The 14,217-nt window shown below is 67.0% G+C and carries 10 protein-coding genes and 5 pseudogenes; 9 read left to right on the top strand and 6 right to left on the bottom strand.

The features are described 5' to 3' along the window. From BMG07_RS35490 to ahpC, 6 genes and pseudogenes are all read right to left on the bottom strand, one after another. Window positions 1–742 (bottom strand): iron ABC transporter permease (locus BMG07_RS35490; protein WP_198088438.1); only part of this gene is annotated, 742 nt, incomplete at its 3' end. Continuing rightward, the gene (locus BMG07_RS35485) at window positions 739–1,638 is read right to left on the bottom strand and encodes a hemin ABC transporter substrate-binding protein (protein WP_269759719.1); all 900 of its coding nucleotides are present in this window, start codon (window positions 1,636–1,638) and stop codon (window positions 739–741) included. The genes BMG07_RS35490 and BMG07_RS35485, both read right to left, overlap by 4 nt. After that, window positions 1,635–2,735 (bottom strand): hemin-degrading factor, encoded by a 1,101-nt coding sequence (locus BMG07_RS35480; RefSeq protein WP_198088437.1) that lies wholly within the window; start codon window positions 2,733–2,735, stop codon window positions 1,635–1,637. Before BMG07_RS35480 ends, BMG07_RS35485 begins: the two co-directional genes overlap by 4 nt. A 37-nt stretch (window positions 2,736–2,772) precedes the next feature. Then, window positions 2,773–4,905: a TonB-dependent hemoglobin/transferrin/lactoferrin family receptor gene (locus BMG07_RS35475; RefSeq protein ID WP_307867237.1), complete on the bottom strand. Its 2,133-nt coding sequence runs from the start codon at window positions 4,903–4,905 to the stop codon at window positions 2,773–2,775. Between the two features lie 240 nt (window positions 4,906–5,145). Then, window positions 5,146–6,698, bottom strand: a pseudogene (gene ahpF, locus BMG07_RS35470) (alkyl hydroperoxide reductase subunit F). An 89-nt stretch (window positions 6,699–6,787) separates the two neighbouring features. After that, the gene (gene ahpC / locus BMG07_RS35465; protein ID WP_028258851.1) at window positions 6,788–7,351 is read right to left on the bottom strand and encodes an alkyl hydroperoxide reductase subunit C; all 564 of its coding nucleotides are present in this window, start codon (window positions 7,349–7,351) and stop codon (window positions 6,788–6,790) included. Between the two features lie 270 nt (window positions 7,352–7,621). Between ahpC and bfr the strand changes: the two genes are divergently transcribed. The 9 genes and pseudogenes from bfr to BMG07_RS35420 all read left to right on the top strand — a co-directional run. Then, a complete protein-coding gene (gene bfr, locus BMG07_RS35460) occupies window positions 7,622–8,098 on the top strand; it encodes a bacterioferritin (RefSeq protein ID WP_198088435.1) in 477 nt (158 codons plus the stop codon). A gap of 120 nt (window positions 8,099–8,218) precedes the next feature. Next, window positions 8,219–8,862, top strand: a pseudogene (locus BMG07_RS35455) (PepSY-associated TM helix domain-containing protein). A 57-nt stretch (window positions 8,863–8,919) separates the two neighbouring features. Next, window positions 8,920–9,418 (top strand): annotated as a pseudogene (locus BMG07_RS35450) (DUF2271 domain-containing protein). A gap of 43 nt (window positions 9,419–9,461) precedes the next feature. Continuing rightward, window positions 9,462–10,271 carry a DUF4198 domain-containing protein gene (locus BMG07_RS35445; protein WP_198088434.1) on the top strand — a complete coding sequence of 270 codons (810 nt, stop codon included), beginning with the start codon at window positions 9,462–9,464 and terminating at the stop codon, window positions 10,269–10,271. Between the two features lie 116 nt (window positions 10,272–10,387). After that, window positions 10,388–11,289, top strand: a pseudogene (locus tag BMG07_RS35440) (FAD:protein FMN transferase). After that, window positions 11,286–12,656, top strand: coding sequence for a sulfite reductase subunit alpha (locus BMG07_RS35435; RefSeq protein WP_198088433.1), 1,371 nt, complete (start codon window positions 11,286–11,288; stop codon window positions 12,654–12,656). The pseudogene BMG07_RS35440 and the gene BMG07_RS35435 overlap by 4 nt, the downstream one beginning before the upstream one ends. A gap of 79 nt (window positions 12,657–12,735) precedes the next feature. After that, window positions 12,736–13,416 (top strand): Fe2+-dependent dioxygenase, encoded by a 681-nt coding sequence (locus BMG07_RS35430; RefSeq protein WP_198088432.1) that lies wholly within the window; start codon window positions 12,736–12,738, stop codon window positions 13,414–13,416. 114 nt (window positions 13,417–13,530) lie between these two features. Continuing rightward, entirely contained in the window at window positions 13,531–13,803 is a 273-nt protein-coding gene (locus tag BMG07_RS35425; protein ID WP_198088431.1) for a bacterioferritin-associated ferredoxin, read from the top strand. A gap of 92 nt (window positions 13,804–13,895) precedes the next feature. Continuing rightward, window positions 13,896–14,217, top strand: a pseudogene (locus BMG07_RS35420) (energy transducer TonB); the annotation flags it as partial.

Genomic DNA, 14,217 nt, shown 5'->3' with positions numbered 1-14,217 from the left:
TGGTGCGCTCCACGTCCACGCCGAGCAGCGCCGCCTGCGACTCGCCCAGCGCGATGGCGTTCAGCGGCGCGGCCAGCGATCGCGCGGCCACGCAGGCCGTCGCCACCGCCGCTGCCACCAGCAACACCGCGCTCCAGCGCGCGCCGCCCAGGCTGCCGAGCAGCCAGAACTGCAGGCTGCGCAGTTGCTCGTCGGTCGCCATCACGCTCAGGAAGCCGAGCCCCGCGCCGGCCAGCGCGTTCACGGCAATGCCCGCGAGCAGCATCAGCGCCATGCGCGTGCCGCCCTCGCTACGCGACAGGCTGTAGATCAGCAAGGTCACGGACAACCCGCCGCCGAAGGCCATGAGCACCAGCGTCCAGCTGCCGAGCGTGCGCGGCAGCACGGGCCACAGCCACGCGCCGAGCACGATCGTCACGCCCGCCGCCAGCGCGGCGCCGCTGCTGATGCCCACCAGCCCCGGGTCGGCCAACGGGTTGCGGAACAGCCCCTGCATCAGCGTGCCCGCCATGCCGAGCCCCGCGCCGGCCGCCACGCCGAGCACGAGGCGCGGCAGGCGGATGTTGAGAAACACCAGGTGCTCGGGCGACTTGTCGGCACCGTGCCCCAGCGTCGTCAGCACGTTCCAGAGTTGCGGCAGGCTGATGGCATAGGCGCCCGACACCGCGCCCACCACGAAGGCCGCGACGAGCAGCAGTGCGCTGCCGCCCAGCACGGCCCGGGCAGAAAAGCGCTGCGTCATGCCACGGCAGCCAGGAATTTCTCGTGCAGTTCCGCGGTGGCCGACGGCATGCGCGGGCCGAAGCCCAACAGCAGCAAGGCGTCCTGCGTGATCAGGCTGCGCTTCCTGAAAGCCGGCGTGAGCGCGAGCTCGGGCCGCTGCCAGAACTTGTCGACGCCGCCGTGGGCCTCGATGCTCTGCGTGCTGGTCAGGATGATGTCGGGCGCGGCGCTGGCCATGGCCTCGGCCGTCATCGGCCGGTAGCCGTAGAAGCCGCCGAGCGCGTTGACGCCGCCCGCGTAGCCGATCATCGAATGCGCCGCGGTCTTCTCGCCCGACACTTGCGGGCTGGCGCTGTGCGACAGCACGAACAGCACGCGCGGCTTGCGCCCCTTGGCGGCGGCCACGCGCTGGCGCATCTGGTTCCACTCGGCGTCGAGCTTGGCCTGCAGCTCGCGCGCCTGCGCCTCGCGCGCGGAGGCGCGGCCCACGGCCTGCACCTTGCGCCGCACTTCGCCCCAGCTGTGGTCGGCCTCGATGATCTCGACCTTCACGCCCGCGCTGCGGATCTGGTCGAGCACCACCGTCGGGCCCGACTCGTTGGTGGCGATCACCGCATCGGGCTTGAGCGAGAGCAGGCCCTCGGCCGACAACTGGCGCATGTAGCCGACCTTGGGCGTGGAACGCGCGGCGGCCGGGTAGAGGCTGGTGGTGTCGGTGCCGACGAGTTGCCCCTCGGCGCCCAGCAGGTAGACGACCTCGGTGATCGCGCCGCTGACGGTCACGAGCTTCGGCAGCTTCGCGGCGTCCTGCGCGAACAGAGGCAGCGCGGTCGCACCGAGGGCCGAAGCGGAAAGCAGGCGCAGCACATCGCGGCGCTGCGGCAGGCGGTCGTTCATGTTCTGAAAGGCGGTCATGGCTTCTGTGCGGCAGGTTGCAGGCGCGGCAGTTCGCTCACGATGCGGCGCCATTCTTCGCGCTCGGGCACGCCGGGCTTGCGCGCGCCGAAGAACATGGCCATGAGTTCGCCCTCGCCGTCGAAGGCCTCGACCGAGGTCACGATGCCGTCGCTGGTCGGCTTCTCGACGATCCAGACGCTGGCGATACGGTCTTCGCGCAGGTGCAGGTTGAAGCCGGGGTCGAGCACGTTGAGCCAGCGAATCGGCGGCGCGTTCTCGTCGGCGCCGCACACTTCGAGCGGCTCGATGCGCACCACGGGACCCGAGTGGATCTGGATGCAGCCCGGGCTGCCGACGAACACCATGATCGGCGTGCCGTCGAACGAAGCCTCCTGCAGCAGGTCGCGCACCGCGCTCAGTTCGGCGCGCTGCGTGAACTGGCCTTCGGTCAGGCGAAAGCTCTGCTGGCGCTCGACGCTGAACTTGTTCAGCAGGCCGAAGAACTCGTGCGTGTCCTGCATGGCGCGCCACGCATCGGCCAGGCCGCTCGCGTCGATGGCGCTGTCTTCGCGCGGCACGGCCTTGGCTTCCGCGGGCACGAACACCACCGGCTCGTCGGCCGCGGTGTAGCTGGCGATGACCGACTGGAACGCATCGCGGTCGCTCGCGTCGCGCACGAAGATCTTGTGCACGGCCACGCCCTGCGCATTGAAGAACTGCAGGCTCTGCGACGGCGGCACGCCCGCGTTGGCCGCCGCCTCGCTCACCGCGAAGCCCGCGTGCCAGCGGCTGAAGAAAAGCCGCAGGTCGATGGCTTCGCCCAGCGCGAGCCCCATGGCGTCGCTGCCCGACACCTTCTCGTAGACACCGGTCTTCTCATGCACCGTGGTCTCGTTGCGCGTGAGCGCGAGCACGGGGCCGCACAGCTCGAGCGCCTGCAGCAGCTCGACCCACGGGCCGCGCAGCCGCGTGGCGCTCAGCGCCTTGTCGTGCGCGCCGGTGTGCGCGGCCACGGCCGCGCCCTCCGACAGGCCCATGGCCGCGGCTGCGTCCTTGTGGCGCATGCCCTTGGCGCGCAAGGCGGCGAAACGGTCTCGGATGTCTTGTGCATTCATCGGGTTTTCCTTGGGTCGAATAGCTGTTGCGGCGCGCTCAGAAGTCCGCCACGAGCGACACGTTGAAGCTGCGGCCCGGCTGCGTGTAGGCGTCGCGGATGGTCGACGTCGAGGTCAGCCCGCGCACGTCGCTCCACATCCAGTAGCGCTTGTTCGTGAGGTTCGTGACCGACGCGTTCAGGCGCAGGTCCTTGCGGATGCGCCACTGCGCGCTGATGTCGAAGGTGGTGGCCGCGGGCGTCTGGAACTGGGTGCCGGTTGTGACCTCGGTGCGGTCGATGTCCGACCACTTCTTGCGCGCATGGTTCACGGCGTCCAGGCGCACGCTCCACACCGGCGCCTGGTACTTGATGCCCACGCTGGCCTTGCTCGGGTCGATCGAGTTCAGCGGACGGTTGTTGGTGCGGTCGCGCCCACGCGTCTGGCCGTAGGCGAAGGGCACGGAGAAGCCGTTGCCGTTGTCGGTGAAGTCGAGCTCGCCCTTGATCTCGAAGCCGCTGATGCGCGCACGCCCGATGTTCACCGACTGGAAGACCGCCGGGTTGGTGCGCGAGCCGAACTGGCCGCCCACCTGGCGGTCGTTCTCGATCAGGTCCTTGTAGTCGCCGGTGAACGCGGCCACGTCGTAGCTCAGCACGCCGGTGCGCCCACGCATGCCCAGCTCGATGTTCTGGCTCTTCTCGGGCTTGAGGTTCGGGTTCGGAATGGTCTTGTAGCCCGAGATCACGTTCTCGAAGAAGTTGTTGACCTGGAACGCGTTGGGCGCCTTGAAGCCCGAGGCGTAGTTGCCGTACAGGCTCCACTGCGGCGTGGCGCGGAACAGCACGCCCAGCTTGGGCGACACCGCCGAGCCCGACAGCGACACGGCCTGCGCGCTGAAGCCGTCCTGCCTGGCGTCGAGCGAGAAGCGGTCGAAGCGGATGCCGGGCGTGATGCTCCAGCGGTCGTGAATGAACTCGTCCTGCACGTAGAACGCCGACGAGGTCTCGCGTGTGTCGGGAAAGCGCTTGAGCGGATAGCTCTCGCCGGCCGGCGGCACCAGGCCGGTCTGCAGGTTCCGGACGTTGGTGCGGGTGTAGTCGAAGCCGTAGGTGATCTTCTGCGCCCAGTCGCCCATGCGAACGGTCTTGTCGGCCTGCAGGCCGAACTGCCAGGTGGCTTCGTCGTAGGTGACGTCGCGCGTGCGGTCGGCGGCGGTGTAGCGGTCTTCGTAGATGAACTCGCGCGACTTCGCCTTCTGGTAGCTCACCACCGCGAGCAGGCTGTCGGCCACCACGGAGTTCAGGCGCAGGCGGCCGTCGTAGGTGAAGCGGTCGCGCTGCAGGTCGCTCTTGGCGTTCAGCCCGATGACCGAGGTCGAGGCGTACGGCGGCTTCGACACGCCCGTCAGCAGGTCGTAGCGGCTGGTCTTGTCGACGTGCTCGAAGGTGAAGCCGTGGCGCTGGTCGGCGTTGGGCGTGAGGATGACCTTGGCCAGCAGCGCCTTGTTGCGGTCGCGCTGCGGGTTGGGCGTGGTGCGGTCGACGTTGGGGGCGTTGTTGGTGCCCATGTTTTCGAGTGCGCTCGCGCGGCCCATGTTGGCCGAGATGAGCCACTGCACTGTGTCGTTGGCCTTGCCCGCGAGCGTGACGCCGCCGCGCGTGCCGTTGTCGTCGCCGCTGTAGCCGATGCTCGCGCTGCCGCCGAAAGTCTTGCCGTCGCGCAGGTACGACGCCGGGTCGCGCGTGATGAAGTTCACCAGGCCCGCGAGGCCGTCGGAGCCGTACAGCGCGGAGGCCGGGCCCTTGATGATCTCGATGCGATCGACCAGGCTGATGTCGAAGTAGTCGCGGCCGAACGCGTTGGCACTGAAGACGTAGCTGCGCGGCGTGCGGATGCCGTCGGTCAGCAGCAGCACGCGATTGCCGTCGAGGCCGCGGATGTTGAAGCCCGCGTTGCCGTCGCGCCCGGTGTTGCCCTGCGCCAGGCCGAAGCGCGCGGGAGAGCGCTTGACCGACACGTTCGGCAGGTCGCGCACCGCGTCGCGGATGTCGGTGATCTGCTTGGACTCGATGTCGTCGCGGCCGATGACCTCGGTGCTCACCGGCAGGTCGTCGCGCGACTGCTCGGAGCGCGAGCCGCTCACCACCACTTCGTTGAGCGCCGCGACGCGCTGCGCCCACGAAGGCACGGCGAGGCCGAGGCCCGAAGCGATCAGGCACGGCAGGAGAGCGAGGCGATGGGAACGGCGGAGGTTGGTTTTTGCGGCCACGAAAAAAGGTCCAGAAACAGTTGAGGAACTGCTTGCTGGACCTTGGAGGGCGCAGGCGGCTGCGCGGGGGATCTGGCTGGCAATGAGGGGCCCTACGCCGTAGGACCCGAGCTCATTATTTTATGAGAATAATTCTCAATCAAACAACCAAATGCTTACTTATGCTGGGGCCGATGTCCGGATCAGGTGATCGAACGCACCGAGCGCGGCCTTCGCGCCGTCGCCCGCCGCGATGATGATCTGCTTGAACGGCACCGTGGTGGCGTCCCCCGCCGCGAACACGCCCGGCACCGAGGTCTGGCCGCGTGCGTCGACGATGATCTCGCCGTGCTTCGACAGCTCGACCGTGCCCTTGAGCCAGTCGGTGTTGGGCACCAGGCCGATCTGGATGAACACGCCTTCGAGCTCGACCTTCTTCAGTTCGCCCGTGGCGCGGTCCTTGAAGACCAGGCCGTTGACCTTCTGGTCGCCGGTGATCTCGGTGGTCTGCGCGTTGGTGAAGATGTCGACGTTCTTCAGGCTCTTGAGCTTGCGCTGCAGCACGGCGTCGGCGCGCAGTTGCGTGTCGAACTCGATCAGCGTGACATGGCCCACGATGCCGGCCAGGTCGATGGCCGCCTCGACGCCCGAGTTGCCGCCGCCGATCACCGCCACGCGCTTGCCCTTGAACAGCGGGCCGTCGCAGTGCGGGCAGTAGGCCACGCCCTTGTTCTTGAACTCGTGCTCGCCGGGCACGTTGATGTTGCGCCAGCGCGCACCGGTCGAAATGATCACGGTCTTGCTCTTGAGCGAGGCGCCGCTTTCCAGCTGCACTTCGATCAGGTCGCCCGGAACCAGCGCCTTGGCGCGCTGCAGGTTCATGATGTCGACCTCGTAGTCGCGCACGTGCTCTTCGAGCGCATGGGCGAACTTCGGCCCTTCGGTTTCCTTGATCGAGATGAAGTTCTCGATGCCCATGGTGTCCAGCACCTGGCCGCCGAAGCGCTCCGAGGCCACGCCAGTGCGGATGCCCTTGCGCGCGGCGTACACGGCCGCCGCGGCGCCGGCAGGACCGCCGCCGACGATCAGCACGTCGAACGGGTCCTTGGCGGCAATCTTCCTGGCCTCGCGCTCGACGCCGCTGTTGTCGATCTTGGCGAGGATTTCTTCCAGGCTCATGCGGCCCTGGCCGAACTCGGTGCCGTTCAGGAACACGGTCGGCACGGCCATCACCTGGCGTTCCTTGACTTCGTCCTGGAAGGTGCCGCCCTCGATCATCGTGGCGCGGATGCGCGGGTTCTGCACCGCCATCAGGTTCAGCGCCTGGACCACGTCGGGGCAGTTGTGGCAGGTCAGCGAGACGTAGATCTCGAATTCGAAATCGCCATCGAGCGCCTTGATCTGGTCGAGCACGGCCTGCTCGACCTCGGGGGGTAGCCGCCGATCTGCAGCAGCGCAAGGATCAGCGAAGTGAATTCATGGCCCATCGGCAGGCCGGCGAAACGCGGGCCGTGGTTTTCGCTCGGTCGGTTGATCGAGAACGAGGGCTTGCGGTGGTTGTCGTCGCGGCTTTCGGTCAGCTTGACCAGCGGCGAGACTTCCTGGACGTCCTTCAGCAGCGACAACACTTCGCCCGAGGCCTTGCTGTCGTCGAGCGAAGCGACGATCTCGATCGACTGCGTGGCGCGTTCGAGGTAACTCTTCAATTGGGCTTTGGTGTTTGCGTCGAGCATGAGGGACTCTCTTTCGATAACTGGAAACTATCAACTGGGGACAAAAAAGCCCGGGGCCACCTGAGCGCCCGGGCTTTCGCGCGGGGCGCTTAGATCTTGCCGACGAGGTCGAACGACGGAGCGATGGTCTTGTCGCCTTCATTCCACTTGGCCGGGCACACTTCGTTCGGGTGAGCGGCGGTGTACACGGCGGCCTTCAGCTTGCGCAGCGTTTCCTTGACGTCGCGAGCGATTTCGTTCGAGTGCACTTCGGCCGTCTTGATGATGCCTTCGGGGTTGATCACGAAGGTGCCGCGCAGTGCCAGGCCTTCTTCAGGGATGTGCACGCCGAAAGCGTTGGTCAGCGTGTGGGTCGGGTCGCCCACCAGCGGGAACTTGGCCTTGCCGACGGCCGGCGAGGTGTCGTGCCAGACCTTGTGCGAGAAGTGCGTGTCGGTGGTCACGATGTAGACCTCGGCACCCAGCTTCTGGAATTCGGGGTAGTTGTCGGCCGCGTCTTCGACTTCGGTCGGGCAGTTGAAGGTGAAGGCCGCGGGCATGAAGATCAGCACGGACCACTTGCCCTTGAGCGTCTCGTCGGACACGTCGATGAACTTGCCGTTGAGGTAGGCCTGGGTCTTGAAAGGAAGGACTTGGGTGTTGATCAGGGACATGTGATTCCTTGGATGCTGCGGTTGGACAAAAGTAATTGCGAGCCATCAGTATAACTACCAATTAAGACAATTTGATAGCAATGAACTATCGATTACATCGGTGCGGCCTATGAAAAACAAAGGTGCCGGCGGCGCCTTTTCCCGCCCGAATACGAACACCTATCACCATCAAACGCATGCAGACCGCCGGAGCATGGGATTGCTTGCGCAACCCTGACGACGACACGGACAATCGCTGCTGACTCTCCGAAACAGAACAAGGAAAAAACCATGAAGGGCGACCCCAAGGTCATCGAACATCTGCAGGCGCAGCTCAAGAACGAGCTGACCGCAATCAACCAGTACTTCCTGCACTACCGCATGCTCAAGCACTGGGGCCTGGACAAGCTGGCCAAGAAGGAATACGAGGAATCGATCGGCGAAATGAAGCACGCCGACTGGCTCATGGACCGCATCTTCATGCTCGACGGCCTGCCGAACCTGCAGGACCTGGGCAAGCTGAACATCGGCGAAGACGTGCCCGAACTGCTGCGCTGCGACCTCGGCGCGGAAACCGGCGCGCAAGCCACCATCAAGGACGGCATTGCCCACTGCGAAACGGTGCGCGACTACGTGTCCCGCGACCTGCTGCAGAAGATCCTGGACGACACCGAGGAGCACATCGACTTCCTCGAAACCCAGATCGACCTGATCGACCGGGTCGGCCTGCAGAACTACCTGCAGTCGCAGATGGGCGAGATCGAATAAGCGCGGCTTTCACGCCAGCCATCCAACGGGACTTCGGTCCCGTTTTTTATTGCTTTACCTAACTTAACCCGCCACGAATAACAGTCATTCTCATTCGCACGGATAAAATCCGCGCCTTCAATGACTGCTGCCCGCTCCGACAACCGCCGCCGTGCCTACTGGCTCAAGACCCTGCACGAATGGCACTGGGTGAGTTCGGCCATCTGCCTGATCGGCATGATCCTGTTCAGCGTCACGGGCTTCACACTCAACCACGCGGGGCAGATCGAGGCCAAGCCGGCCGTCACCAGGCTCAGCGGCGCGGTCGACGAAGCCCTGCGCGCGCAGCTCGAAAAGCAGTTGCCCGCCGCCAAGGCCGAAAAAGGCAAGGCGCCCCTGCCCGCCGAACTGCAGGCCTGGGTCCAGAAGAAATGGGACATCGACACCACCGGGCGCGACGCCGAGTGGTCGGACGACGAAATCTATCTCTCGCTCCCCCGCCCCGGCGGCGACGCGTGGCTGCGCCTGAACCTGGCCGACGGCGAAATCGAATACGAGCGCACCGACCGCGGCTGGCTCTCCTACCTCACGACCTCCACAAGGGCCGCAACACCGGCGCTGCGTGGAGCTGGTTCATCGACATCTTCGCGGGCGCCGCACTGGTCTTCTCGATCACCGGCCTGTTCATTCTCAAGATGCACGCCGGCAACCGGCCGTTCACCTGGCCCATGGTGGGCATGGGGCTGGTCGTGCCGGTGCTGCTCGCGCTGCTGTTCATTCATTGATTGATTCCAGGAAAAGAGGTTTTCGTGCACGCTCGCCATTCACTCGCCCCGATTGCCATGTCGGCGCTGTTCGCGGCCCCGGCCTTCTCGGCGGGGCTCGCGGTCAACATCGAGATTCCGCGGCTGAACGCCTCCGAGTACCACCGCCCCTATGTGGCCACCTGGATCGAGCGCGCGGACAACAGCGTCGCCGGCACGCTGGCCGTCTGGTACGACGTGCGCACCAAGACCAACAACCCCGAGGCGAAGGCACGAAGTGCTGAAGGACCTGCGCCAGTGGTGGCGTCGCGGCGGCCGCGAACTCGCGGTGCCGGTCGACGGCGTGACGGGCGCGACCAAGCCGGCGGGCAAGCACCAGCTGAGCTTCACCGAAGGCACCGCCGCCATGCCCAAGCTCGCACCCGGCGCCTACAAGCTGGTGGTCGAAGCCGCGCGCGAAGTGGGCGGCCGCGAGGTCGTGAGCATTCCCTTCCAGTGGCCGCCGACCGCCGCCGCGCAGCCGACTGTGTCCGGCAAGGAAGAGCTCGGCGAGATCAAGCTCGAGCTCAAGCCCTGATCGCCCCCTTTCACCGCCAGCCCGTCACTTCCAAGGAATTGCCATGACCCACTTCACCCTGCGCACCGCCGGCCTCGCCATCGCCCTCTCGGCCGTCGCCTCGCTGGCCCAGGCGCACAACGCCTGGCTGCTGCCCTCGTCCACCGTGTTCTCCAAGGCCGACACCGTGACCGTCGACGCCGCCGTGTCGAACGACCTGTTCGTGGCCAACCACGCGCCGCTGCGCCTGGACGGCCTGCAGATCACCGCGCCCGACGGCAGCAGCGTGAAGCCCGAGACCGAAGCCAAGCTCAAGCTGCGCAACGTGTTCGACGTGAGCGTGGCGCAGCCCGGCACCTACCGCATCGCGGTGATCAACGCCGGCGCATTCGCGAGCTGGAAGGACAAGGCCACGGGCCAGGCCAAGCGCGCGCGCGGCACGGCCGAGAGCATCGCCAAGGAAGTGCCGGCCGACGCGACGGACGTGACGATCACGCAGTCGTCCGGCCGCATCGAGACCTTCGTGACCGTGGGCAAGCCCTCGGCGCTCAAGCCTGTCGGCCAGGGCCTGGAACTGATTTCGGCCGGCAGCCCGACCGACCTCGTCAAGGGCGAGAAAGCCACCTTCACGCTGAACCTCGACGGCCAGCCCGCCAAGGGCCTGGAAGTGACCGTGACGGCCGGCAACACGCAGTACCGCGACAAGCTCGAAGAGATCAAGCTCAAGACCGACGACAAGGGCCAGTTCAGCGTGACCTGGCCGACCGCCGGCATGTACTGGCTCGACGCCAGCACCAAGGACGGCAAGACCACGGTGCCGCAAGCCAAGGAACGCCGCCTGAGCTACGCGGCCACCCTCGAAGTGATGCCCTGACACGGCCAGCGCCCTTGGGCCTTTCGTTCAGCACCTGGCGCGCTGGCGGCTACGCCAACGCGGCCGTTCCTCGACCCGCCGACCCCGCCAGCCTGCAGCAACTGGCCGGGCAGACCATGGGCACGACCTGGTCGCTGCGTTTCGACAACCCGCGCATGCTGCCGCTGGCGCAGGTGCGCGAGGCCGTCGAGGCGGCGCTCGCGCTGGTGATCGCGCAGATGAGCCATTGGGAGGCGGACTCGGACATCAGCCGGATCAATCGCGCCGCGCCCGGCTCACGGCACGTGTTGCCGCGCGAGTTCGCCGACGTGATGCGTTGCGCCGCGTCGTGGGCCGCGGCGAGCGGCGGTGCGATCGATCCGACGGTCGGGCCGCTGGTCGCATGCTGGGGCTTCGGCCCTGAAGCGCGGGACAGCGGCTTGCCCGAGGCGCAGGCCCTCGCCGATGCGCGCGTGCGCGTCGGCTGGGAGCAACTGGCGTTCGACACGGCCGAAGGCTCGCTGCGGCAACCGGGCGGCGTCTCGCTCGATCTGTCGGGCATTGCCAAGGGCTTTGCGGTAGACCACGGTGTCCAGGCGCTGCGGGCGCTTGGCCTTGCGGACTTCCTGTTCGAAATCGGCGGGGAACTGCGCGGCGTCGGGCGCGTCCCGGCGGACTGCCGTGGCAGGTGCGGATCGACGGCGGCCCTGCTTTCTCACAGCCCATCGCGCTGGCGGACATGGCCGTCGCGACCTCGGGCGATCGCTGGCACCAACGAACGCATGAAGGCAAGCGCTGGTCGCACACCGTCGATCCGCGCACGGGCGAGCCGGCCACGCATGCGCTCGCGAGCGTGACCGTGCTGCACGCGCAATGCATGCAGGCCGATGCGCTGGCCACGGTGCTGACGGTGCTGGGCCCCGACGAGGGCCGGGACTTCGCGGAACGCCACGGCATTGCCGCCTTGTTCGTGAGCCATGGCGAGGCAGCCGCTGTCGTGCAAGCCACGGCCGCCTGGCCCACGCAGACCGGCGCATGAACGAGACCGCGTGGCGCGCGCTCGGCGCGGGCGCTTGCGTTGCGGCCTATGGCGCACTCTGCGCAGCCATCTACATGCGCGAGCGCGGGAAAAAAGCCGCGGCCCTGCGTGCCGCCGCCGCGCTGTCGGCCACCAGCCGCGACGAACCCCCGGTCCTCGTGGTATTCGCCAGCCAGACGGGCCAGGCCGAAGACATCGCCTGGCAGACCGCGAAACGACTGAGCGCCGCCGGCACGCCCGCGCGTGTGATGGAACTGAACGCACTCGACGCCCCCACCCTCGGCGACGCGGGCCGCGCCCTTTTCATCGCTAGCACCTATGGCGAAGGCGATGCGCCCGACGGCGCCAGCGTGTTCACCGAGCGCGTGATGGGCTCCCCGCTCGCGCTGGGCTCGCTGCGCTACGCCGTCCTGGCGCTGGGCGACAGGCAGTACGCCAACTTCTGCGGCTTCGGCCGTGCGCTCGACGAGTGGCTGCACGCGGCAGGCGCGACGCGCGAATTCGAGCGCATCGAGGTCGACAACGGCGATCCCGCCGCGTTGGCGGCCTGGCATGCGCGCTGGGGAGACGCGCCGGCCATGGAATCCTCCGAGGAGGGAGCGGCCGCCGCCTTCGCGCAATGGCGCCTTTCCACGCGCGAACTGCTCAACCCGGGCAGCGCGGGCGCCCCGGTCTTTCACCTGGGGCTGATGCCGCCAGTCGGCGCGGTGCCGCATTGGGCCTCCGGCGATCTGGCGCAAGTGGCCGTGGCGAGCGATGCGGCGCACCCGCGCGACTACTCGATTTCCTCGCTGCCCACCGACGGCGAACTGCAACTGCTCGTGCGTCAGGAGCAGCACCCCGACGGCACGCTGGGCGCCGCGTCGGGCTTGCTCACCTCGACCCTCGCGATCGGCGACACCGTGGCCTTGCGACTGCGGCCACATCGCGGCTTTCACCTCGACGGCAACGAAGCACGCCCATTGATCCTCATCGGCAACGGCACCGGTCTGGCCGGCCTGCGCGCGCATCTGCGCGCACGCGCCTCCGCGGGCAGGCATGACAACTGGCTGGTGTTCGGCGAGCGCCAGGCGGCGCACGACTTTCTCTACCGCGACGAAATCGAGGCCTGGCAGGCCCAAGGCGTGCTTCAGCGACTCGACATGGTGTTCTCGCGCGACCAGCCCGAGCGCTTCTACGTTCAGCACCGCCTGCTGCAATCGGCCGACGCATTGCTCGAATGGCTGCACAACGGCGCCGCGATCTATGTCTGCGGGAGCCTGCAGGGCATGGCCTCGGGCGTGGATGCCGCGTTGCGCCAGGTCGCGGGCGACGCCCAGGTGAGCGAGCTGGCAGCCAGCGGACGCTATCGCCGCGACGTCTACTGAGCCCGGCCTTGTCCGATGCGGTGCGACACTCGAACCCCGGCCCGTGCCGGAGCCTTTCTGACTGCGGAATTCTCTACAAATGATGCTGCATGTGCCCGGGGTGCTGAGCCCCGACCAGGTCCGCGAGATGCGCGCCGCGCTCGACGCCACCCACTGGACCGACGGCCGCGAGACCGTCGGCGACCAGGGTGCCCAGGTCAAGCGCAACCGGCAGTTGCCGGAACAATCGCCGGTCAGCCGTGAACTCGGCCAGTCGGTGCTGGCCGCGCTGGCCCGCAATGCCCTCTTCTTCTCGGCCGCGCTGCCGCTGCGTTTCGTGCCGCCGTTGTTCAACCGCTACGAAGGGGGTGAACACTACGGAGTTCACGTCGACGGAGCGGTCAGGGCCGTGCCCGGCAGCGGGCTGCAACTGCGAACAGACCTGTCCTGCACCCTTTTTCTGTGCGAACCCGAAGACTACGAGGGCGGCGAGCTGGAGGTGATCGACACCTACGGCTCGCACGAAGTGAAGCTGCCGGCCGGCGACCTGATCCTGTACCCGGCCAGCAGCCTGCACCGCGTGCACCCCGTGACCCGGGGCGCGCGCGTGTGCTCGTTCTTCTGGCTGCAGAGCATGGTGCGCAGCGACCAGCAGCGCGGCATGCTGTTCGAGCTCGACCAGAACATCCAGAAGCTGCGCGGCCGGCTGGGGGAGTGCGAAGAAACGGTGGCGCTCACCGGCCACTATCACAATCTGTTGCGACTCTGGTCGGAGGTTTGACGGCAAAAGGGCCCTGTTGCATAAACCGGTAACACCATAGTTATTGCAAATGCGATGGATTCTTATTTATAATGAATCACATCCAACAGCCAGCCAACTGCCGCTTTCACAGCCATGATCGTTTGCGTCTGCCGCCGAGTCTCCGACCGCGAAATCGCACGGCATGTGCGCGCCGGCATGACTTTCGACGAAGTCCAGTTCGAACTCGGCGTGGCCACCCAGTGTGGCCAGTGTGAAGGTTGTGCGCGCGATATCGTCGCGCAGTGCAGTGCCTCGCACCCGGTCGCCGCGTTGAATTGCGAGACAGGCCCGAGAGCGATCCAGCTTGCCAGCTCCATCAAGGAAAGCAAGGCATGGAACTCGTCTCGGCACTCGGCGGCAGCCTGATCCTCGTCGCGGGTTCGGTCTGGTGGATTTTCCGAAAGTAACGCTCGTAGCGTCTTCGTAGCGGTTTTGCTGCAATCGGGGCACCTTTGACGGTGTCCGCATTCGAATGGTTGATCGTGTCTGACCGCTTTGCCCCTCCCCCCTCCGTTCTCGGCCTCTCACGCAATGTCGTCATTGCCGGAAGCGTCATTCTTTTTCACGCGGCCGCGCTCTGGGCACTGCAAAGCGGGCTGCTCCGGCGCGCCGCAGAGTGGTGATTCCGGTCGAGATCCTGAGCCAGTTCGTCGAGCCGCCGAAACCGAAGGTCGATCCGCCGCCGCCTCCCCCGCCGCCGCCACAGCCCAAGGTGACGAAGGCGCCGCCACCGCCGCGCCCCCAGGCCATCCGCGAGCCCAAGCCCACGGTGGCGCCCCA

The organism is Variovorax sp. E3, assembly GCF_016082275.1.
GTDB lineage: Bacteria > Pseudomonadota > Gammaproteobacteria > Burkholderiales > Burkholderiaceae_C > Variovorax.
Note: the sequence above shows the minus strand (reverse complement) of the source record. Positions and strands in the feature narration are given on the sequence as shown.

Bases quoted from the DNA above. Each gene is read 5' to 3' on its own strand.
- BMG07_RS35485 (WP_269759719.1), bottom strand. From the start codon at position 1,638: ATGACCGCCTTTCAGAACATGAACGACCGCCTGCCGCAGCGCCGCGAT.
- bfr (WP_198088435.1), top strand. From the start codon at position 7,622: ATGAAGGGCGACCCCAAGGTCATCGAACATCTGCAGGCGCAGCTCAAG.
- BMG07_RS35425 (WP_198088431.1), top strand. From the start codon at position 13,531: ATGATCGTTTGCGTCTGCCGCCGAGTCTCCGACCGCGAAATCGCACGG.
- ahpC (WP_028258851.1), bottom strand. From the start codon at position 7,351: ATGTCCCTGATCAACACCCAAGTCCTTCCTTTCAAGACCCAGGCCTAC.
- BMG07_RS35445 (WP_198088434.1), top strand. From the start codon at position 9,462: ATGACCCACTTCACCCTGCGCACCGCCGGCCTCGCCATCGCCCTCTCG.
- BMG07_RS35480 (WP_198088437.1), bottom strand. From the start codon at position 2,735: ATGAATGCACAAGACATCCGAGACCGTTTCGCCGCCTTGCGCGCCAAG.
- BMG07_RS35435 (WP_198088433.1), top strand. From the start codon at position 11,286: ATGAACGAGACCGCGTGGCGCGCGCTCGGCGCGGGCGCTTGCGTTGCG.
- BMG07_RS35430 (WP_198088432.1), top strand. From the start codon at position 12,736: ATGATGCTGCATGTGCCCGGGGTGCTGAGCCCCGACCAGGTCCGCGAG.